At 65.7% G+C, this 20,802-nt stretch carries 24 protein-coding genes; 15 read left to right on the top strand and 9 right to left on the bottom strand.

Annotated elements, in window-relative coordinates; all coding sequences use genetic code 11:
• Positions 1-3: 3 nt before the first annotated feature.
• Positions 4-996, bottom strand: a complete 993-nt coding sequence (egtD, locus tag AAG799_RS12490; RefSeq protein ID WP_341896323.1) for an L-histidine N(alpha)-methyltransferase — start codon at positions 994-996, stop codon at positions 4-6.
• Positions 993-2,405: an ergothioneine biosynthesis protein EgtB gene (egtB, locus tag AAG799_RS12485; RefSeq protein ID WP_341896321.1), complete on the bottom strand. Its 1,413-nt coding sequence runs from the start codon at positions 2,403-2,405 to the stop codon at positions 993-995. Before egtB ends, egtD begins: the two co-directional genes overlap by 4 nt.
• A gap of 279 nt (positions 2,406-2,684) precedes the next feature.
• Here egtB and AAG799_RS12480 point away from each other — a divergent pair, with 279 nt between their 5' ends.
• Complete coding sequence (locus tag AAG799_RS12480; protein ID WP_341896319.1) at positions 2,685-3,119, top strand: cupin domain-containing protein; 435 nt, start codon at positions 2,685-2,687, stop codon at positions 3,117-3,119.
• Here the strand turns inward: AAG799_RS12480 and AAG799_RS12475 are convergent.
• On the bottom strand, positions 3,116-3,739 hold the full coding sequence (locus tag AAG799_RS12475; RefSeq protein ID WP_341896316.1) for a TetR/AcrR family transcriptional regulator: 624 nt from the start codon (positions 3,737-3,739) through the stop codon (positions 3,116-3,118). The two genes, AAG799_RS12480 and AAG799_RS12475, sit on opposite strands and share 4 nt — an antisense overlap.
• Before the next feature lie 111 nt (positions 3,740-3,850).
• Between AAG799_RS12475 and AAG799_RS12470 the strand changes: the two genes are divergently transcribed.
• The gene (locus tag AAG799_RS12470; protein WP_341896314.1) at positions 3,851-5,095 is read left to right on the top strand and encodes an MFS transporter; all 1,245 of its coding nucleotides are present in this window, start codon (positions 3,851-3,853) and stop codon (positions 5,093-5,095) included.
• Here AAG799_RS12470 and AAG799_RS12465 read toward each other — a convergent pair.
• Positions 4,993-5,370 (bottom strand): hypothetical protein, encoded by a 378-nt coding sequence (locus tag AAG799_RS12465; protein ID WP_341896313.1) that lies wholly within the window; start codon positions 5,368-5,370, stop codon positions 4,993-4,995. The genes AAG799_RS12470 and AAG799_RS12465 overlap by 103 nt on opposite strands.
• Before the next feature lie 177 nt (positions 5,371-5,547).
• A complete protein-coding gene (locus tag AAG799_RS12460) occupies positions 5,548-7,620 on the bottom strand; it encodes a thioredoxin domain-containing protein (RefSeq protein ID WP_341896311.1) in 2,073 nt (690 codons plus the stop codon).
• Positions 7,621-7,680: 60 nt separating this feature from the next.
• On the opposite strand from AAG799_RS12460, the gene AAG799_RS12455 reads away from it, so the two are divergent.
• The 5 genes from AAG799_RS12455 (at position 7,681) to AAG799_RS12435 (ending at position 10,959) form a co-directional block, all read left to right on the top strand.
• Positions 7,681-7,941 (top strand): DUF6489 family protein, encoded by a 261-nt coding sequence (locus tag AAG799_RS12455; RefSeq protein WP_341896309.1) that lies wholly within the window; start codon positions 7,681-7,683, stop codon positions 7,939-7,941.
• A gap of 17 nt (positions 7,942-7,958) precedes the next feature.
• Positions 7,959-8,360 carry a (2Fe-2S) ferredoxin domain-containing protein gene (locus tag AAG799_RS12450; RefSeq protein WP_341896308.1) on the top strand — a complete coding sequence of 134 codons (402 nt, stop codon included), beginning with the start codon at positions 7,959-7,961 and terminating at the stop codon, positions 8,358-8,360.
• 143 nt (positions 8,361-8,503) lie between these two features.
• Positions 8,504-9,847, top strand: coding sequence for a tRNA uridine-5-carboxymethylaminomethyl(34) synthesis GTPase MnmE (mnmE, locus tag AAG799_RS12445; protein ID WP_341896306.1), 1,344 nt, complete (start codon positions 8,504-8,506; stop codon positions 9,845-9,847).
• A 9-nt stretch (positions 9,848-9,856) separates the two neighbouring features.
• A complete protein-coding gene (locus tag AAG799_RS12440; protein WP_341896304.1) occupies positions 9,857-10,369 on the top strand; it encodes a PAS domain-containing protein in 513 nt (170 codons plus the stop codon).
• Positions 10,370-10,389: 20 nt separating this feature from the next.
• Complete coding sequence (locus AAG799_RS12435; protein WP_341896302.1) at positions 10,390-10,959, top strand: GNAT family protein; 570 nt, start codon at positions 10,390-10,392, stop codon at positions 10,957-10,959.
• A gap of 19 nt (positions 10,960-10,978) precedes the next feature.
• On the opposite strand, the gene AAG799_RS12430 is transcribed toward AAG799_RS12435, so the two are convergent.
• The 4 genes from AAG799_RS12430 to AAG799_RS12415 all read right to left on the bottom strand — a co-directional run bounded on the left by AAG799_RS12430 (position 10,979) and on the right by AAG799_RS12415 (position 13,311).
• A complete protein-coding gene (locus tag AAG799_RS12430; RefSeq protein WP_341896300.1) occupies positions 10,979-11,401 on the bottom strand; it encodes a hypothetical protein in 423 nt (140 codons plus the stop codon).
• 108 nt (positions 11,402-11,509) lie between these two features.
• Entirely contained in the window at positions 11,510-12,037 is a 528-nt protein-coding gene (locus tag AAG799_RS12425) for a PAS domain-containing protein (RefSeq protein WP_341896297.1), read from the bottom strand.
• Positions 12,038-12,132: 95 nt separating this feature from the next.
• Complete coding sequence (locus AAG799_RS12420; RefSeq protein WP_341896295.1) at positions 12,133-12,393, bottom strand: hypothetical protein; 261 nt, start codon at positions 12,391-12,393, stop codon at positions 12,133-12,135.
• A gap of 132 nt (positions 12,394-12,525) precedes the next feature.
• Positions 12,526-13,311, bottom strand: coding sequence for an MOSC domain-containing protein (locus AAG799_RS12415; RefSeq protein ID WP_341896293.1), 786 nt, complete (start codon positions 13,309-13,311; stop codon positions 12,526-12,528).
• Positions 13,312-13,411: 100 nt separating this feature from the next.
• Here AAG799_RS12415 and AAG799_RS12410 point away from each other — a divergent pair, with 100 nt between their 5' ends.
• The 8 genes from AAG799_RS12410 to AAG799_RS12375 form a co-directional block, all read left to right on the top strand.
• Positions 13,412-13,831, top strand: coding sequence for a DUF4149 domain-containing protein (locus AAG799_RS12410; protein WP_341896291.1), 420 nt, complete (start codon positions 13,412-13,414; stop codon positions 13,829-13,831).
• Between the two features lie 162 nt (positions 13,832-13,993).
• Complete coding sequence (mnmG, locus tag AAG799_RS12405) at positions 13,994-15,871, top strand: tRNA uridine-5-carboxymethylaminomethyl(34) synthesis enzyme MnmG (RefSeq protein WP_341896289.1); 1,878 nt, start codon at positions 13,994-13,996, stop codon at positions 15,869-15,871.
• Between the two features lie 118 nt (positions 15,872-15,989).
• A complete protein-coding gene (locus tag AAG799_RS12400; protein ID WP_341896287.1) occupies positions 15,990-16,433 on the top strand; it encodes a VOC family protein in 444 nt (147 codons plus the stop codon).
• Between the two features lie 66 nt (positions 16,434-16,499).
• Positions 16,500-17,135, top strand: a complete 636-nt coding sequence (gene rsmG / locus AAG799_RS12395) for a 16S rRNA (guanine(527)-N(7))-methyltransferase RsmG (protein WP_341896285.1) — start codon at positions 16,500-16,502, stop codon at positions 17,133-17,135.
• Between the two features lie 113 nt (positions 17,136-17,248).
• Positions 17,249-18,052, top strand: coding sequence for a ParA family protein (locus AAG799_RS12390; protein ID WP_341896340.1), 804 nt, complete (start codon positions 17,249-17,251; stop codon positions 18,050-18,052).
• A gap of 24 nt (positions 18,053-18,076) precedes the next feature.
• Positions 18,077-19,006 (top strand): ParB/RepB/Spo0J family partition protein, encoded by a 930-nt coding sequence (locus AAG799_RS12385; RefSeq protein WP_341896283.1) that lies wholly within the window; start codon positions 18,077-18,079, stop codon positions 19,004-19,006.
• Between the two features lie 26 nt (positions 19,007-19,032).
• A complete protein-coding gene (locus tag AAG799_RS12380) occupies positions 19,033-20,568 on the top strand; it encodes an MBOAT family O-acyltransferase (protein ID WP_341896282.1) in 1,536 nt (511 codons plus the stop codon).
• A 2-nt stretch (positions 20,569-20,570) separates the two neighbouring features.
• On the top strand, positions 20,571-20,802 hold a 232-nt coding region (locus AAG799_RS12375), incomplete at its 3' end, for a hypothetical protein (RefSeq protein ID WP_341896279.1).

Below are 20,802 nucleotides of genomic sequence, written 5' to 3'. Positions count from 1 at the left end.
CATTCACGCGTCCGGCAGCGCCAGCCAGTGCAGGCTGAACAGGCTGTCTTCATCGGTCCACATCGCTGCCGGCCGGAAGCCGGCCTTCTCGGCCAGCTGGCGGAATCCGGCCGGGGTGTATTTGTAGGAATTCTCGGTATGGATCGATTCACCGGCGGCAAAGCTGTAGCGCTGGTCGCAGACCGTCACGACCTGGGCATGGCGGCTGACCAGATGCATCTCGATGCGGTGTTGGTCCGGCTGGTAGAAGGCGTAATGGTCGAAACTGCCGAGGTCGAAATCGCCATTCAGCTCGCGATTGATCCGCTGCAGCAGGTTGAGGTTGAAGGCCGCCGTCACGCCGGCGCTGTCGTTATAGGCGGCATGCAGCACGGCCGGGTCTTTCACCAGATCGACGCCGATCAGCAGGCCGGCGCCGCTGGCGGTGCTGCTTCGCAGCATGGTCGCGGCATTGCGCAGGAAGGCCAGCGCTTCGTCAGGGGTGAAATTGCCGATGGTGGAGCCGGGGAAAAACCCGACGCGGCAGCGCGCCTGCGGCAGCGGTGCGGGCAGCGGCAGAGCCTGGGTGAAGTCGCCGGCGACGACGCGGATGGTCACATCCGGGTAGCGGCTGGCCAGCGGGGCGACGGCGGCGGTCAGATGCGGCCCGGAAATGTCGATCGGCAGATAGCCGGCCGGACGCGGCAGCGCATCGAGCAGCAGGCGCACCTTCTCGGCAGCGCCGGCGCCGAATTCCACCACCTCGACATCGGCACCGATGATGGCCGCGATCTCTGCGGCATTGTCGAGCAGGATTTTCCGCTCGGTGCGGGTCGGGTAATATTCCGGCAGCCGGCAGATCTGCTCGAACAGTTCAGAGCCATGGCTGTCGTAGAAATACTTCGCCGGGATCGCCTTGGCGCCGGCACGCAGGCCGGCATGCACGTCGCGGCCAAACGGTGTGGGATGGTGAAGCGGGCGCTCTTCGCGCGGCCACAGGATGGCGAGATTGTTCATGCGTCCTCCGCGAGACGGATACCGGAAAATTGCCAGCGCGCGGCCGGCGGGAAGAAGTTGCGATAGCTGGCGCGCACATGGCCGGGCGGCGTGACACAGGAGCCGCCGCGCAGCACCAGCTGGCTGACCATGAATTTGCCGTTGTATTCGCCGATGGCGCCCTGCACCGGACGGAAACCCGGATAGGGCTCGTAGCCCGAGCGCGTCCATTCCCACACCTCGCCGAGCATCTGCAGCCGGCCGGCGGGTGCCGTGCTGGCGCGCGGATGCGGATGGGCGCGGTCGAGGAAACCGCCGCGGAATTCGCAGCGCCCGGAATTGGCCGCGTGCTCCCATTCGGCCTCGGTGGGCAGGCGCTTGCCAGCCCAGGTCGCGAAGGCCGCGGCTTCAAAGAAGGACACATGACAGACCGGCTCGGCCGGATCGATGGCGCGCTTGCCGTTCAGCGTGAAGATCTGCCAGCCGCTCTCATGGCGCGCATCGGGCGACCAGTATAGCGGCGCCTGCCAGCCTTCGCGCTGCACGGTGGCCCAGCCATCCGAGAGCCAGAGTTCGGGCTGGCTGTAGCCGCCATCTTCCATGAACATCAGATATTCGCCGCAGGTGATCGGTCGCGTGGCGAGGCGATAGGGGTTGAGCAGCACGCGATGGCGCGGGCCTTCGTTATCGAAGGCGAAGCCGTGGCCGTCATGGCCGATCTCGACGATGCCGCCGGCAAAGCCGATGAAATCCAGCGGCGGTGCCGGTTCGCGCGTGAAGGCCTGTGGCGGCTGGTAGGCCAGCGACACCGGATTGCGCCAGAAGGCATGCTTGATGTCGGTGAGGATCAGTTCCTGATGCTGCTGCTCATGCGCCAGGCCCAGCGCCAGCAGCGGCGCGATGACGCCAAGCACCGCGTCATCGGTGCGCGCGATCAGTTCGGCCATCGCGGCATCGACATAGCGGCGATACTGGGTGACGGTTTCGGCGGTGGGGCGGCTCAGGATGCCGCGCTCGGGCCGCGGATGCCGCTCGCCGATGGCTTCGTAATAGGAATTGAACAGGTAGTTGAAGTGCTCGTCGAACACGCAGTAGCCGGGCTGATGCGGCTGCAGCACAAAGGTCTCGAAGAACCAGGTGGTGTGGGCGCGGTGCCATTTCGCCGGGCTGGCATCGTCCATCGACTGCAGCATCTGGTCTTCCGCCGTCAGCGGTTCGACCAGGCGCTCGGTGAGCTGGCGCACGGCGCGATAGCCATCGAGCAGGGCATCGCGCACCGACTGGCTGTGCAGGGTGATGGCCGTCTCGGCCGGGCCGGTTTCGATCAGAGTGCCGGCGGTATCGTAGATGGCGGTGCCGCCGTCATGGGCCGCACCCGCCTGCGTGGCATCGCCAAACGTGGTCTCCTCAAAGGCGATGGTGCCGCTCATCTGCTGGCTCTCCCTGACTGCGATCCCGGAAGACCGCGAAAAACGACTTAAGGCGTTGTGACCGAAAGTCACGGCACCGGTGGACTGATAAAACGCCAGCCCGGCCCCGTTGTTCCGGCCCGGGCGTCGCCACCGGCTGCCGACCAGATTGGGCGGTTTTGGCCGCCAATCCAGTATCCTGTCATGACCGATACGTGACTGCTGACAGAATCTGGCAGGCCGTGACTCACTTTCTGGATATCGCAGGGCTGGTTTATCCTGCTGGCAGGAGGCGCGGATATGGACGACAGCAAGGATTGGCGTACCGGCGTGACGGTGCGGCGCGCGGCAACGGTGGCGGCAGAGCGCGTGAGCAATGGCGGGCGCAGCACGGCCTTCGATTTCTCTGGCATTGGCGGCGGCGACAAAACCTGGATCGGCAGCGTGCAGGTGGCGCCGCAGGCCAATACCGGTCCGCATACCCATGGCCGCCATGAGGTGATGGTGTATGTGGTGAAGGGCCGCAGCGAGATCCGCTGGGGCGCGCGGCTGGACTATGCCGCCGAGATCGGCCCGGGCGACTTTGTCTATTTCGCGCCGCATGTGCCGCATCAGGAGCGCAGCCTGGAAAGCACGGAGATCGTGGAATACCTGGTCGTGCGCAGCGACAACGAGAAGATCGCGCTGAAACGCGACGACATCACGCCGGTGGCAGAGCCGGAGCTGCTGTATTAGCCCTTCAGATGGCTGTCGATCAGCCGTTCGGCCGCTTCGGCCAGCGCGCGTGCCGGACCGCCGCCGGCATGGAACAGCTGGCCGGTGACGAAGGCGCCCTCGATCAGCAGCATCAGGCTGTCGCCCAGCAGCTTCGGGTCGTCGGCGCCCATATCGGCGGCCAGTTCAGCCAGCCGCAGCCGCAGCTTTTGCTTATGCTCCTCCGACACCTTGCGGGCCGGGTGGCTGTCGTCGGGATATTCGACCGCCGTGTTGGACAGGCCGCAGCCGCGATAGTGCGGCGCGCCCGCGCGGCTGCCCAGGTTGTGCAGGAAATCCATCAGGCCGGCGCGCGGATTGTCGCGCCCGGCATTGTCCAGCCGGGCCTCGAAGCGCTGCCAGAATTCGGCGTCGTAATCGCGCAGGTAGGCTGCCGCCAGTTCATCCTTTGACGGGAAGGCGCGGTACAGGCTGGGCTTGGTGACGCCGGCCTTGGTGACGATCTCGTCCACGCCGACCGCCCGAATGCCGGCCGCATAGAACAGCTCGCGGGCGGTGCGGCGGATCTTGTCGGCGGCACGCGGCGCCGCAGCCGGGGCGGTCCCCGGAACAGGCTGATCGGTCAGCGGTTTTTGCGCCATGGCTTTCGTCCTTGACAATGTTACCGATCGGTACGCATATTGGCGCCCTCGCAACACGTACCGGTTAGTCACATGAGCTTAGCACGCCCCGCCTTCCCAGGCAAAAAGATCTTGGGCCAGAAATACGCGTTCGTGGTCATCGGCGTCATTTTCCTCTGCCTGCTGGTCGCCGCCGGCCTGCGCTCGACCCCCAGCGTGCTGCTGGTGCCGTGGGAAAAGGCGTTTGGCTGGAGCCGCGACACCACCTCGCTGGCCGCCGCCATCGGCATCTTCCTCTATGGGCTGGTCGGGCCGTTTGCCGCCGCCCTGATGCAGAGCTTCGGCATCCGCCGCACCCTGCTGACTGCGCTGGTGCTGATGGCCGGCTCCACCGCGCTGTCGACCATGATGACCCAGTCCTGGCACCTGATCGCCAGCTGGGGCGTGCTGTCGGGCCTGGGCTCGGGCGCCGTGGCGCTGGTGATGGGCGCGACGATCACCAACCGCTGGTTCGTCAGCAACCGCGGCCTGGTGATGGGCCTGCTGACCGCCAGCACGGCGACCGGCACGCTGATCTTCATTCCGCTGCTTTCAGCCATTGCCGAGGCGGGCGGCTGGGCCACGGTGGCCTGGACCGTGGCGATTGCCTGCGCCGCACTGATCCCGCTGGTGCTGTGGCTGCTGCCGGAAAAGCCCGCCGATATCGGCCTTGCGCCCTATGGCGCCACTGCGATGACGCCGCCGGCCGGGCCCGCACAGAATCCGCTGGTCTTTGCCGTCAGTGCGCTCGGCCGTGCGTCGAAGAAACCCGACTTCTGGTTCCTGTTCGCCACCTTCTGGATCTGCGGCTTCACCACCAACGGCCTGGTCGGTACCCATATGCTGTCATTTTGCGGCGACATGGGCATCGCGGTGACGACAGCGGCCGGCGTCTTGGCGCTGATGGGCTTCTTCGACCTGTTCGGCACCACGGCATCGGGCTGGCTCACCGATCGCTACGATCCGCGCAAGCTGCTGTTCATGTATTACGGCCTGCGCGGGCTGTCGCTGGTCTATCTGCCCTATACCGATTTCTCGCTGGTCAGCCTGTCGGTGTTTGCCGTGTTCTATGGCCTCGACTGGATCGCCACCGTGCCGCCGACCGTGCGGCTGGCGGTGGAGGCCTTTGGCGAGCGCGATGGCCCGGTGGTGTTCGGCTGGATCGCTGCCGGCCATCAGCTCGGCGCGGCATCTGCTGCCTTCTTCGCCGGCTGGATGCGCGTGCAGCAGGGCGACTACATGCAGGCCTTTGTCATCGCCGGAGTCACCGGCGTGGTGGCAGCCGGCATCTCGCTGCTGATCCGTGGCGGCAAGGGCCGTTCGGCCCTGGCGATATGATTGAGCGTGGCGAGGATTTCGGCTGGCGTCAGGCTGGGCTCCAGCAGGGGAACCTGCTTGATGCTGATGTGGTCCTCGTGCGGCGCCAGCGACAGCAGGCGGCTCTTGTAGCGATCCGCGCCGGCAACAAAGGCTTCGCGTTTGATGCGGGCGATGAAATGTTCGAGCATCCGCACCACCCATTCATCGGCTTCCGAGCCGCGCTTGGCTTCGCGACCGCGTACGGCGTGAAACATTTCCTGCGCCCATAACCGGGACGACTTCAGCTTTTCCATGGGTCCGATCCTGTGTGGTTGTAACGCAACCAACATAGTCGGCACCGCCGGTGCAGATGGATTAGCAATGTGTAATCCCGGTCCCGCCCGCACCGGGTTACCGGAAAGATAGGGTGCAGACATGCCGGCGCCGGCCACTGCCGCGGGCAATTGCAACCGATGCGCCGGAGTCCGGGGTTAAACCGCCCGTGTCGCTTTTAGCGAGGCGACAAGTTCGGCCGGCGTCGTCACCGGCAGGCCGCAGGTGGGGCCGAGGCAGACATAGGCCGTCGGCTTGCCCTCGATCTGTGTCTTGCCCGTCGCCGGATGCGTCTCGGGCAGCATCGCATCGGGCGCAGTGACCAGCACCACGCGGTTGGGCACCGACACGCTGTAGGCTGCAGCCACCAGCGCATCGGTGGCGGCATCGCCGCGCCGGCCGATGATCGCCACCTGCACGGCATTGATGAACAGGTCGACGCCATTGAGATAGGCGCCCATCGGGAAGAAGTTCTTGCCGACATCGGCCGAGAAGGCGTCGATCAGGTTCTGCGCGCGCTCGCGCCAGACCAGCTCGCCGGTGAGATACCACAGCCGCGCGAATACACTGACCAGCGTGCCGTTGCCGGCCGGCGTGGCGTTGTCGGCGGCATGACGGGTGCGGGTGACCAGATCCTCGGCCTCCTTGGAGGTGAAGAAATAGCCGCCATTCACCGTGTCGAGGTAATCGCTTTCCACCACATCGAGCCAGCGCTTGGCCTGCGCCAGATAGGCCGGATTGCCAGTGGCCTCGAACAGCGCCAGCGCCGCCGCCGACATGTTGGCGTAATCGTCCAGCAGGCCGGGGAAGACCAGGATGTCGCTGCGCCAGCTGTGGCCCAGGCGATCCTCGCCCTGCTGCATGGTGCCGGCAATGAAGGCATAGGCGCGTTCGGCAGCCGTCAGCCAGGCGGGTTGCGCATACTGCTGCGACAGCTCGGCGAGGCTGGCGATCATCAGGCCGTTCCAGTCGGCCAGCACCTTGTCGTCCCAGCCCGGCTTGATGCGTGTCTCGCGCACCGCCAGGAGTTTCTCGCGCGCGAGTTTCAGCCGTTTCTCGCTCGCCGCATCCTTCAGGTCGGGCGACAGCGAGCGGCGCAGGATGGTCTTGTGTTCCCAGTTGCCGTGGTCGGTGACGTCATAGGCGGCGCAGAATTCGCCGGCATAGGCGCCGAGCGCATCCTCGATCTCGCCCATATGCCAGACGTAGAACTTGCCTTCCTCGCCTTCGGAATCCGCATCCTGCGTGGCGGCGAACCCGCCGGCTTCGGCCACCATCTCGCGCAGCAGCCAGCCGACGGTCTCCTCGATGCGCTGGCGCAGGATCGGGTCAGCGGTCTCGGCCTCGACGCTCGCCATATGCGACAGCAGCTGGGCGTTGTCGTAGAGCATCTTCTCGAAATGCGGCGCCAGCCATTCGGCATCGGTGGAATAGCGCGCGAAGCCGCCGCCGAGATGGTCGTAGATGCCGCCCTGCGCCATGCGCGAAATCGTGGTGATCACCGCCAGTGAATAATCCGGGATGCCGGTGCGCAGGTAGGCCCGCCACAGGAGATCGAACAGGCCGGTCTGCGGGAATTTCGGCGCCGTGCCGATGCCGCCCTGCTCGGGGTCGACATGGGAGAGAATCTGCGCCGACACCTGGTCGAGCACATCGTTGCTGAGCGGCAGGCGGTCACGGCTCTGCGGCTTGGCCAGGTTGCGCAGGGCGCCGACGATCATCTTGGTGTTCTGCGCGATGGCATCGGGTTTCTGCTGCCAGGCGTCGGAGATTTTTTCCAGCACCTCGCGGAAGCCGGGCCGGCCGTATTTGCTCTCGGGCGGAAAATACGTGCCGCCCCAGAAGGGCTCGCCCTTGGGCGTCAGGAACATGGTGAGCGGCCAGCCGCCCTGCTCGCCCAGCACCTGCAGGGCGTTCATGTAGATGGCGTCGATATCGGGCCGTTCCTCGCGGTCGACCTTGATGTTGATGAACAGATCGTTCATCACCGCGGCGATCTGCGGGTTCTCGAAGCTTTCATGGGCCATCACATGGCACCAGTGACAGGCGGCATAACCGATGCTGAGCAGGATCGGCTTGTTGGCGGCCTGGGCGGCGGCCAGCGCCTCGGGGCCCCAGATCTGCCAGTGCACCGGGTTGTCGCGATGCTGCTGCAGATAGGGCGATGCGGCCGTATCGAGATTGTTCCGCCCCATATCGATCTTGATCCCTGACAACGCGCCTCCGGTCATGCTAGGTATTTGTCCTGCTTCTCAATTCGGGCATTTCCATCAGAGCAGTATGGTGCAGCGATGAAGGTGACTGTCAATGTTGATTGCACGCCGGAGGAGGCCCGGTCCTTCCTCGGCCTGCCGGATGTGCAGCCCCTGCAGGAGGCCGTGATGGCCCAGATGCAGGAGCGCATGATGAGTTCGCTCAAATCCATGGACCCGGAGGTGCTGCTGCGCACCTGGGGGCCGATGGGGATGAACAACCTGGAGCAGATTCAGAAATTCTTTTTCAGCCAGTTTCCCGCCGGGGGCATGACGGGCGGCGGCACGGCCAAGAAGTAGGCGCGAGACCCCCCCCCATGGCGATCCGTTACCAGGTGCGTCCCCCGGCGAAAGCCGGCGATCCGGCCGATTTCTACCGCGCCCATATCTTTGTCTGCACCAACGAGCGGCCGGAAAACCACCCGCGCGGCTCCTGTGCCCGCAAGGGCGCCGAGAAGCTGCGCAATTACATGAAGACCCGGGCCAAGGAGCTGGGGCTGGGGCTGGAAGACGGCGTGCGGGTGAACCAGGCCGGCTGCCTGGAGCGCTGCGAACTGGGCCCGACGCTGGTGATCTATCCCGAGGGCGTGTGGTATCGCGCGGACAGTTTCGCCGATATCGACGAGATCCTGGACGTGCATGTGAAGCAGGGCGGCCGCGTCGCCCGGCTGCTGCTCAAGCCCGAGGACGGCCCCGACCACACCGAAAAGAAGAAGTGAGGCGAGCGGCGACCAACCCCCTGTTCGTCATGGCCGGGCTTGACCCGGCCATCCACGTGCGAGGGTTCGCCCCAGTCTCTGCAAGTCCTGTGAAGCAGCTGGACATGGATGCCCGGGTCAGGCCCGGGCATGACACTGTTTAAATGACCCCGCAAACCATCTACGCGCTGTCTTCCGCACCGGGCCGTGCCGGCGTGGCGGTGATCCGCCTCAGCGGGCCTAACGCTGCCGATGCCCTGCTCGCGCTGGTCGGCGGCCAGCTGCCCCGGGCGCGCACCGCCAGTTTGCGCAAGCTGAAGGACGACAGCGGCGCCCTGCTGGACGAGGGCATGGTGCTGTGGTTTCCGGCACCACACAGTTTCACCGGCGAGGATGTGGTCGAGCTGCAGCTGCATGGCGGCCGTGCCGTGCTGGCGGCGGTCTTTACAGCATTGGCGAAACTGCCCGGCCTGCGCCTGGCCGAGCCGGGCGAGTTCAGCCGCCGGTCCTTCGAGCATGGCAAGCTCGACCTCACCTCGGCCGAGGGGCTGGGCGATCTGATCAATGCCGAGACCGAAGCCCAGCGCCGGCAAGCGTTACGCCAGATGCAGGGCGCACTGGGGCAGCTCTACGAGGGCTGGCGCAACCAGCTCACGCGTGCGCTTGCCCATCTCGAAGCCGATATCGATTTCCCCGATGAAGACCTGCCCGAGGGCGTGGCGGCCGAGGTGCGGCCGCAGCTGGCGCGCCTGCGCGAGGAGATCGCCGCGCATCTGACTGATAATCGGCGCGGCGAGCGGCTGCGTGATGGGTTGATGGTGGCAATCCTGGGCGCACCCAATGTCGGCAAGTCGTCGCTGCTCAATGCGCTAGCCAGGCGCGAGGCGGCGATTGTCTCCGATATCCCCGGCACCACGCGCGATGTGATCGAGGTGCATCTCGATCTCGGCGGCTATCCGGTCGTGCTGGCTGATACGGCGGGGTTGCGCGAGAGCGCGGACAGTATCGAGAGCGAGGGCGTGGCGCGCGCGCTCAAGCGGGCGGAGTCGGCCGATCTGAAACTTGTCGTGCTCGATGCGACGGCGAAGACCGTGCCGCAGGAGACCGCGGCGCTGATCGATACTGACGCCATCGTGATCGCCAACAAGGCCGATGCGGCCAGCACGCCCAGCGGCTGGACGATCAACGACCGGCCGGTGCTGCCGATATCCGTGCGCGCCAATACCGGCATGAAGGCGTTGCTGGATGCGCTGGAGGCCGAGGTCACCGCGCGCATTGGATTGACCGGCAGTGCGACGCTGACCCGCGCCCGCCACCGCGAGGCGCTGACCGACTGCATTGCCGCGCTGGACCGCTTCGTGCGCGGTGCCGAGCGCCACAACACCAGCGCCGAGCTGGCGGCGGAGGATGTGCGGCTGGCGGCGCGCGCCCTGGGACGCATCACCGGACGGATCGACGTGGAGGATCTGCTGGACGTGATCTTCCGGGATTTCTGTATTGGGAAGTGACGTAGGGCCATGAGCGCGCCGCTGTTCGACGACATCACCAGCAGCTGGGACATGGATGCCCTCGATGTGCCGCTGCTGGTCGAGGCCTACCGCTACTGGCTGGCGAAAAAAGCCGACCGGCCCTGGCCGCTCCGCGCCGATATCGAGCCGACCGAGATTCCGCGCCTGCTGCCGTATCTGTTCCTGGTCGAGGTGCCGCAGATCGGCCCGCCGATGCGGTTTCGCATGCGACTGGTCGGCACGGCCTTCCGGCCCTTCTTCGGCACGGATATCACCGGCCGTGAAGTGAACGAGGACGAGGTGAGCCCGGATCGTGCGCGCTTCTGCAGCGACTGGCGCGAGATCCTGCAGCGTGGCGCGCCACGCTGGGCCCGCATCCGCCAGCGGGTGCGGGGTGAACAGGCGGAGCGTGACGGCATTGCGGCAGCGCATTTCACCGGCCTGGTGATGCCGCTGTCGCGCGACGGCACGGCGGCCGATATGCTGCTGGGCGCGACGCTCTATGATCCGCTACAATCCTGACCATGACCGATGCTTTCCCCATGCTCCGCACCCAGCGCCTGACGCTCCGCGCCTTCACGCCGGCCGACGAGGCGGCGTTCCAGCAGTTCGCGGTGCAGGAGGATTTCTGGAAATACCTGCCCGGTCCGGCTCTGGATGCCGAGCTGGTGACGCGCTTCATCGCGGCGCGGGTGGCCGAGGCCGCCAATCCCAGCGGCCGCGACTGGCTGTTTGCTGTGGAGGAACGTTCACTTGCACGGGCCATCGGCATGGTGCGGCTCAGCATCGCGTCGCCGGAGCATCGCCAGGGCAATATCGGCTTTTCATTTGACGGCAGCATCCGCGGCAAGGGTTATGCGTCGGAAGCCATGCAGGGCGTGCTGCGCTTTGGCTTTGCCGAACTGGGCCTGCATCGCATCACCGCGCTGGCCGATGTGGAGAACCAGCGCAGCCATGCGGTGCTGCGGAAATTAGGCTTCCGCCATGAAGGCCGGCTGCAGCAGAATTTCAGCGTGCGCGGCGAATGGCGCGACAGCGACCTGTTTGCCCTGCTGCGCAGCGAATGGCCGCCGGCCGCCCTGCCGGACAGCGGCACAACGGCGCTGGCGTAAGCCTTACGTCTTCGGGCCGTTACGTCTTCGGCCAGTGCACCATCGGCAGGCGGCCTTCCACCGGCCGGCCGGTGCGGGGATCGATCTTCAGGTCGCGGTCGCGGCCATCGCGCGTGCGGTACTGCACGATGTAGCGGCCGTCATCCCAGTCGATATCCCTGATGAAGGCGAAGTCGGGCCGGCTTTCGATCTGGGTGATGATCTGCGACAGCGACAGCGCGCCGGCCGGCGGCCCGCCCGGGGGAATTGCCTGCGGTTCGATCTGCGCGGCAGGCGAGTCCGGCGCGGCCGGGGTTTGGGAAGACGGCGGGCCCTGTACCTGCACAATGCCGGTGCTGACACCGGCACTGGGCGCGGGACCGCGCACCGGTTCCATCGCCTGGGCCGGCGCGGTCATGCCGCTGATGGCGCCGAGCAGGATCAGGGCAGCGAGATTGTTCATGGCGAGACTCCACACTTTCTCAGGGGCAGACCCCGTGTATGGAGACAGGACGCCCCCCGAATGTGGCATCAGCGGGGCTATCGGGGGGCGATTCGACGGATTCGTCGTTTAACCCGGGGATGTGGCCGGCTGGCCAGCCGGGGGCCCCGGCAGGGGGCGGACGAGCGCCAGGATCATGTCGACGGTCTGGCCATCGCTGGCCAGCGGCAGGGCGAGCCGGCCGAACCACAGAAAACCCCGATCTGTCGACCCGGAGGGCGCGGCGAAATAGATCGGTCGGCGCTCGGTCACCAGCAGCCCGAGCAGCTGGTCGAGCTTTTCATACAGGCCGGGCTGATGGGTCACCTCGTCGTAATAGCGGCCGGTTTCGTTGCTGCCGCCGGTCATGGCTTCGAGGTCGCTGCCGAACAGGCGCAGGCGATAGCGTCGCCCGCCATCGGCCTGCCGCTCGATTTCCAGCAGGGCGATGCTGGGCAGCAGCTCGCGCGGGATTTCAAGCGGATCGATATCGGGACGCGCCGGCAGGTGGTCGCCGCGTGTCCTGGACAGCCAGTAGGCATGCAGCCGGGCAAAGGCGGGATCGCTGTCGGCGCCGGCGGGCAGGGCCCAGGCCGCAGGGGTGGCGGGGGATGACATGGCCGGCACACTGGCAAGGCGCCGCGGCGCTGCCAAGCTATTTAGCGGTAACCTGCGGTTTTGTGACGCGGGGTGCTGCGCGCAGCGCGGCGAGGTCAGAGCGCGATCTTGCCGTTGAACAGTACCAGCGGCTCGCCACAGCAGGGGCAGGCCATGTCGATCAGGCTGCTCATCACATTGGACGCGGCGAAAGCGGCACCGCGCGCGAGGCTGTTGTATTTCGTCGTGGCGGCGGCATGGACGGCCTCGCAGGCCAGCGCGGCCTTGGGGGCCAGCACGACACCGCCGGCCCCGGCCGCGGCCAGACCGACGGACGACAGCAGAAGCTTGCGACGCGAGATCACAGGAGCAGACATGATCGGGTGTTCCTCTGCGGATGATGCGGAGACCCTGCGCCCGCTCAGGGCAGTGCGCAAGCGGCATTCCGTCGCAGCCCCGGTTCGGCAGCGCGCGGCGGGGGCCCGCATAAAACCTGGGTCAACCCGGTGTCAGTAAATCCGGCCGACGCGGTCGCCGGGCTTGATCGTGCCGCCCTGGATCACGCGGGCATAGACGCCGCATTTGTTATGGCCGTAGTCGCGGTTCAGCAGGCCGACCAGATCGCTGTCGGGCACGCCGGTATCGGGGTTCACATGGGTGGCGGCGCAGCGGCCGATCACCGCCTCGACCTGCAGCACGGTTTCGCCGATCTGGATCTTCGCGCCGACCCATTTCATTTCGCCCCAGGCCGCGAAACCCTCGACCAGCAGATTGCCGCGCAGGCGGCGATAGTCGAGCGGTGCGGTCTGTCCGAGCTTGCGGCCGAGTTCGAGCAGCGTCGCGGTATTCTGGATCGAGATATAGGGATCGGGCACATCGGCGAACCAGGCGCCAGGTGCTTCCGCCACATGCACGCTGCCGCGCGCGGCCTCATCGCCGATATGATCGAGCACCACCTTCTCGATGGCGGGGCGGCTGATCGGCGAGGTGAGGTCGGCATCCTGCACCAGCACCCTGCCGGCTTTTGAAATCGTGATGCGCGTGCCACCCGCATCGAAGCTGCAGTCCAGCGCGGCCAGCGGCGGATTGCGGATCCAGGTGAGGAAATGCGCCTTCTTCTGGAAGGCCGGTGCCGCAGCATCAAAGGCCGAGCCGCCATGGGCCAGCGCAAAGCGGCGGTCGCCGGCTATCGGCTGGTCGGGCGTGAGTTGCGCTGCGTCCAGTTTCTGCGGCGTCAGGCCTTTGACGGGGAAGCGGACGATGGAGAGAAGCGAGGCGGTCTGATCCTGTGTCATGGCCTTTCTATGGCCAAGCCGCCGAGTCCGGTCAACGGCAGAATTGCACCCCAAATGTCTCTCTGCGAAATTGAGCATAGTCACATAGAGAGATATTCAAATGCTGCTGCACGCCATCGCGCTCTACGCCACCGCCATCCTGCTTGGCGCGATGCTGTTCTTTTCGTTTGTCGTGACGCCGGTGGTGTTCAGGACACTGGATGGCGAACCGGCATCGCGGTTTCTGCGCGCGCTGTTTCCGCTCTACTACCTCGTCATCATTGTGCTGGGCGCGATTGCGGCGCTGATGTTGGTGCTGGTCGCGCAGCCCATGGCGGCCGCAGCGATGGCGGTGACTGCGGCACTCGCTGTGCTGACGCGGCAGGGTCTGATTCCGCAACTGGATGCCTTGCGCGCGGGGCGGGCTGCCGGCGAGGCGGTCGCGACACAGCGGTTCCGGCGCCTGCATGGCCTGAGCATGGTGATCAACCTGGCGCAGATGCTGGCGGTCGCAGCCGTCCTATCCATCTTTGTTCTTTAGGCGCCAGGGATCGGACCGCCGGCCTTTTTGTATAAGAACAAAAAGAGAATATAAGATTAAATCGGCCAGTTTCACGTGAAACGCCCCCGGTTTCCCGTGCAACAGAGTCCTGCCGGCGATTCCCTTTGACGGCCTGTGATGCCCCGCGTAAAACCCGCGCCCATGCACAGCAGCTTCGATGTCATCGTGATCGGCGGCGGCCATGCCGGCTGCGAGGCCGCATCCGCCGCGGCCCGGCTCGGCGCGCGCACCGCCCTGGTGACGCACAAGCCCGAGACCATCGGCGAGATGTCGTGCAACCCGGCGATCGGTGGCCTGGCGAAAGGCCATCTGGTGCGCGAGATCGATGCGCTGGATGGCGTGATGGGCCGCGTGGCTGATGCCGCCGGCATCCAGTTCCGCATGCTCAACAAATCAAAAGGCCCCGCCGTGCGTGGGCCGCGTACCCAGGCGGATCGCAAGCTCTATCGCCAGGCGATGCAGGCGATCCTCGCGGAGCAGGCGAATCTCACCATCATCGGCGCCGCGGTTGAAGACATCCGCATCGAGCATGGCGAAGTGCGCGGCGTTGTGTGTGGCGATGGTTCTTTCATCGCGGCACCGAAAGTGATTCTGACGACAGGCACGTTTCTGCGCGGCCTGATCCATATCGGCGAAGAGAAGATTCCGGCCGGCCGCGTCGGCGAGGCGCCATCGATCGGCCTCTCGAAAACCCTTGAAACATGCGGCTTTTCGCTGGGTCGCCTGAAAACCGGCACACCGCCGCGGCTCGATGGCCGCAGCATCGACTGGTCGGCGCTGGAGATGCAGAGCGCCGACGATCCGCCGGTGCCGTTCAGCTTTCTCACCACGCAGATCACCACGCCGCAGATCCAATGCGGCGTGACCTACACATCCGCAGCCGGCCATGCGCTGATCCGCGACAACCTGCATCGCGCGCCGATGTATTCCGGCCAGATCGAAGGCACCGGGCCGCGCTATTGCCCCTCCATCGAGGACAAGGTGGTGCGGTTTGCCCAGCGCGACCGCCATCAGATCTTCCTCGAGCCCGAAGGCCTGGATGACGACACCGTCTATCCGAACGGCATCTCGACCTCGCTGCCGCGCGATGTGCAGGCCGGGCTGCTGAAAACCATTCCGGGCCTGGAACAGGCCGTCATGCTGCGGCCGGGCTATGCCATCGAGTATGATTTCGTCGATCCGCGCGAACTCAAGCCCACGCTGGAGACCAAGCGGCAGAAGGGCCTGTATCTCGCCGGCCAGATCAACGGCACGACGGGATACGAGGAAGCCGCCGCCCAGGGGCTGATTGCGGGCCTGAATGCCGCCATTTCGGCCGGCGGCGGGGAAACCCCGTTCATCCTGGGCCGGGCGGACGCCTATATCGGCGTGCTGGTCGATGATCTGGTCACTTTGGGTACCCGCGAGCCCTACCGCATGTTCACCAGCCGGGCGGAATACCGCCTGAGCCTGCGCGCCGACAATGCCGACCAGCGCCTGACGCCGCTGGGCCTGGCGCTCGGCTGCATCGGGTTTTCACGTGAAACAGTCTGGAAATCCAAGGAAAACAGCCTTTTTTCTGCACGAGAGCTGGTTCGCGTGCTGAAAATGACCCCGCCGGAACTGGCCAAACGGGGCCTCAGCATCAATCAGGACGGCCAGCCGCGCTCGGCCGCCATGCTGCTCGGCTACCCGGACATGACCGTGGCCCGGCTCAGCGCCATCTGGCCTGACCTCGCCGGCCTGGCGCCGGAGATCGTCGAGCAGATCGAGATCGACGGGCTCTATGCCGGCTATATGGAGCGCCAGGAGGCCGACATCGTCGCCTTCCGCAAGGATGAGGGCCTGATCCTGCCGGCCGGGCTGGATTACGATGCCGTCGGCGGGCTGTCCAACGAGGTGCGCGCCAAGCTGAAGCAGCACCAGCCGGGCACGCTGGGGCAGGCGGCGCGGATTTCCGGCGTGACGCCTGCGGCGCTGTCGGCCCTGCTGGGACACGTGAAAAAGGCCAAACGGAGCGGTTCCGAAGCAGCCGAATAAGCAATTTCAATGGTTTATCCAAAAAGGGGGATGTTTCACGTGAAACATCCCCCTTTTTCATGCGTTGTCTGTATCGGCAGGCTAGAGTGGGGCGTCGTGAAACGAGAAGGTGTCCCGCATGGCCGGATTGCCCCCTTCACCCCCGCCGGGCGCGCATCCCGGCCTGATCGTGCCGGTGCTGCGCTACCGCGATGCCCGGGCGATGATCGACTGGCTCTGCCAGAGCTTCGGTTTCGAGATCCACGCCCTCTATGAAGACGAGCAGGGCCGCGTCGGCCATGCCGAGCTGACCTATGGCGACGAGCTGATCATGCTCAGTTCGGTGCTGGAAACCCCGTTTTCCAGGCATATGGTGCAGCCGGACGAGGTGGGGGGCCGCGAAACCATCAGCATTTATGTGGTGGTGCCCAATGCCGACCTGCATTACTCGCGTGCCAAGGCTGCCGGCGCCACCATCCTGATCGAGATCAAGGACGAGGATTACGGCGGTCGCGGCTTCACCTGCCGCGACCCGGAAGGCCATATCTGGTCGTTCGGCACCTACGATCCCTGGGGCGACTAGGCTTTTCGGCCGGGGTTGCACGGGAAACACCTGACAAGCCGGGCGCCATGGGCGATAACCCGCGCCATGACGCCACAAGAGTTCCAGGCCGCCACCCAGTGCAGCGACACCGCCATCGCGCGGCTGGACATCTACGCCGCGCTGATCGCCAAGTGGCAGAAGGCCATCAACCTGGTGGCGCCCAATACGCTGCCCGATCTGTGGCAGCGCCATTTCCTCGATTCCGCGCAGATTCTGGCCTTTGCGCCGAAGGACACTGCACGCTGGCTCGATCTCGGATCCGGCGGCGGCTTTCCCGGCCTGGTGATTGCAGCGCTGGGCATGGCGAGCGTGCATCTGGTGGAAAGCGACCAGCGCAAATCGGCCTTCCTGCGTGAAGCCGCGCGCGCCATGGGGTTGTCGGGCGTCACCGTTCACGTGAAACGCATTGAAGCGCTGGATGCGCCGGCGCTGCATCAGGCGATGGGCGGTGTGCCCCAGGTGATCTCGGCCCGCGCGCTGGCGCCGCTGAAAGACCTCATCGGCCTGGCCCAACCGCTGGCTGGCCCGGATACGGTTTACCTGTTTCCGAAGGGCCGGCAGGCCGAGGATGAATTGACCGAGGCCCGGCGATATTGGACAATTCCGGCTGCGGAGGCGCTGCCGAGCCGGACCGATCCGGCCGCCCGTATCCTGCGCCTGAGGGGATTGGAACCCAAGTGACCAGTACAGAACAAGAACATGGCTCGGACCAGGGTGACCAGGGCTCCGGCTGGGGTGACGACGACACGCTGGGCGCCGAACTGGCTGCCGCGGCGGCCGACGATGCCGGCCTGGTGCCACAGCCCGCCCGCCAGGGCCGCGTGCTGGCGATTGCCAACCAGAAGGGCGGCGTGGGCAAGACCACGACGGCGATCAATCTCGCCACCGCGCTGGCCGCTGTGGGCGAGCGCGTGCTGCTGATCGACTCTGATCCGCAGGGCAACGCCTCCACCGGTTTAGGCCTCACCCATGAGGAGCGCGACTTCGGCACGTATGAACTGCTGATGGGCGCCGCCGAGCTGCACGAGACGATCCGGTCCACCAAGGTGCCGAACCTCTCCATCGTGCCGGCCAATGTCGAGCTGGCCGGCGCGGAACTTGAGATGATGGATCTCGAGCATCGCACCCATCGGCTTAAAAATGCCATCGCGGGCCGGCTGGCCGAGTTCGATCACATCCTGATCGACTGCCCGCCGTCGCTGACGCTGCTCACCGTCAATGCGATGGTGGCGTCCGATGCCGTGCTGGTGCCGCTGCAATGCGAGTTCTTCGCGCTCGAAGGATTGAGCCAGCTGCTGCGCACGGTCGAGCGTGTGCGCACCACGCTCAATCCGACGCTGGATGTGCAGGGCGTGGTGCTGACCATGTTCGACAAGCGCAACAACCTCTCGGACCAGGTTGCCGCCGATGTGCGCGGCTTCCTCGGCGAGAAGGTTTACGAGACCGTGATCCCGCGCAATGTGCGCATCTCCGAAGCGCCCAGCCATGGCGTGCCGGCGCTGATCTACGATCACCGCGCGCCGGGCAGCACCGCCTACATGGCGCTGGCGCGGGAAGTGATCAAACGCGAGCAGGCGCTGCGCGACGCCGCCGAGTGACTTTTTACAGTGAAAGCGTAGAGCATGATTGACGATCCCAAACGCCGCGGCCTCGGCCGTGGTCTTGCAGCCTTGATGGGCGAACCGGCGCCGGGCTCGGAAGCCGCTGCCGCGCGCGGCCCGGCCGGCGGCGTGCGTGAAATCCCCATCGAGCAGCTGCGGCCCAATCCCTACCAGCCGCGCAAGCTGTTCAAGAAGGAGGCGCTGGAGGAACTGGCGCAGTCGATCAAGGCCAAGGGTGTGCTGCAGCCGCTGCTGGTGCGCCGCGCCAAGGACGGCCAGGGCTACGAGATCATTGCCGGCGAGCGCCGCTGGCGTGCCTCGCAGATCGCCAAGATCCATGCCGTGCCGGTGGTGATCAAGGAGATTTCCGACCGCGACGCGGTCGAGATCGGCCTGATCGAAAACCTGCAGCGCGAGGATCTCAACCCGATGGAGGAGGCCGGCGCCTTCCTCCAGCTGGCCGATGAATTCAAATACAGCCAGGACCAGATCGCCCAGGTGATCGGCAAGAGCCGCAGCCATGTCGCCAATATTCTCCGGCTGCTGCAATTGCCCAAGCCGGTCGTGCAGATGATCATCGAGGGCAAGCTGACCGCCGGCCAGGCCCGGCCGCTGATCGGCCATGCGCTGGCCGAGCAGCTGGCGCTGCGCATCGTCGAGGGTCAGCTGACCGTGCGCCAGGTGGAAAAGCTGGTCGCTGTCGGCCGCGAGGTCGGCACGCCGGCCGCCGCCAAGAAGGGCGGCCGGCCGCCCTCGGCGCCGAAGCCAAAGACCGCGCCGGTCGGCAAGGATGCCGACACGCTGGCATTCGAGCGCGGCATCACGGCGGCGCTGGGTCTGAAGGCCGAGATCGAGACCGAGCCGGGCAAGCCCGAAGCCGGCCGCCTGGTGCTGCATTACCAGACGCTCGAACAGCTCGACGAACTGGCCAAGAAGCTGAGCCGGCGCTGAGGCTGGCCTGACGGACGTCGTGCGACATGCTGTTCAGTAGCTTCGGTTTCATTTTCGGATTCCTACCGGTCACCCTGGGCGGCTTCCTGTTTTTCCGGCACTGCAACGCGATGCAGGCGGCAAAGCTCTGGCTGATCGCCGCCAGCACCGTCTTCTATGGTAATTTCATCCCCGTCCATTTGCTGGTGCTTGGACTGTCCACGCTGGCCAATTTCAGTCTTGGCCGGCTGCTGCTGCGGCGGCGCTCCGCGGTTATTCTCGCCAGCGGCGTGGCCCTCAATCTCGGGGTTCTGACCGTCTTCAAATACGCCGATTTTATTGTCGGCAATATCAATGTGCTGCTCGGGACCAGCCTGCCGCTGGCCGGTTTTATCCTGCCGCTGGCGTTGTCCTTCTTTACCTTCCAGAAGATTGCCTATCTTGTCGACGTCTATCGCGGTGGCGCGCCGCGTTACAGCTTTGGCGATTTCGTGCTCTTCGTGGTGTATTTCCCACAGCTGATCGCCGGGCCCATCGTCCACCATCGGGACATCATGCCGCAGATCGCGGCCATGGGGCAGCGCCGCGATGTCGCCACCGATCTGACGGTCGGCAGCACCGCTTTCGTCATCGGTCTTTTCAAGAAGCTGGCCATTGCCGATTCCCTGTCGGTCTATTCCGACTCCGTGTTCGGCGCCGCGACGGGCGGTGCAACGCCAGATTTGCTGTCGGCATGGGTCGGCGTGCTGAGTTTCACTCTGCAGATATATTTCGATTTCTCCGGCTATTCCGACATGGCGCTGGGCCTGAGCCGGATGTTCGGGATCCGGTTGCCGGTCAATTTCCTCTCGCCCTACAAAGCCACCAGCATCATCGACTTCTGGCGGCGCTGGCACATCACTCTGTCGGAGTTTCTCCGGCTCTACCTCTATGTTCCGCTCGGCGGCAACCGGCGCGGGCTATGGCGGCGGTATCGCAATCTCTGGATCGTGATGTTGCTGGGCGGGCTGTGGCACGGCGCCGGCTGGACCTTCGTGGTCTGGGGCGGCCTGCATGCCTTTTACCTGTCCGTGAACCACACGGCGCGCAGCCTTGGTTGGCCGCGCTTCAGCGGCCCGGCAGGCCGCCTGGCCGCCTGGCTGGTCACCATGCTGGCGGTCATGGTCGCCTGGGTATTCTTCCGGGCGCCCGACGGGGCCACCGCGCTGCGCATGTTGGCGGGCATGGCCGGCCAGGGTGGCATCATCCTGCCGTCGGCCGCGGCGGCACTGAATGCTCTGGCGCCGGTTCGGCTCGATGTACTGGGCGTCTCCTTCGGCGGCCTGCACATGCTCGACGTCACGGCACGCAGCCAATTGCTGTGGTTGCCTGCCGGCCTGGTCATCTGTCTCTGCGCGCCCAACGTTGCCGACTGGCTGCGCGGCTGGAATCTGTCTCTGCGCCGCGATACCGAGAGCGGCCTGTCGGCATGGTGGCTGCGGTGGCAGCCGACGCTGCTCTGGGGTGTTGCCATCAGTCTCCTGCTGGCCTTCTGTGTGACCTATCAGCAGAACACCGCACCATTCCTGTATTTCCAGTTCTGACCATGAGTCCACAGCGCCCCCGCCGTTTCCTCACCGCCCTGCTCGTCACCTATACCGTTCTGCTGCTTGGCATTGGCCTCAACCTGGCACTGTTCTGGCGCGTCGGCGAAATGGCCGACCTGTCCGATATCGTGCGACGGCAGCGCCGCGACGGCAGCATCTACAACGGCCTGATGCGCGGTTTCGGAGAATACAAATACAGCGCTTACCGCGCGGCAGCGCCGGCGGTTGTCG

The organism is Ferrovibrio terrae (assembly GCF_943371255.1).
Classification (GTDB): Bacteria; Pseudomonadota; Alphaproteobacteria; order Ferrovibrionales; family Ferrovibrionaceae; genus Ferrovibrio; species Ferrovibrio terrae_B.
The sequence above is the reverse complement of the archived record's forward strand: the minus strand, read 5'-3'. Positions and strand labels throughout refer to the sequence as shown.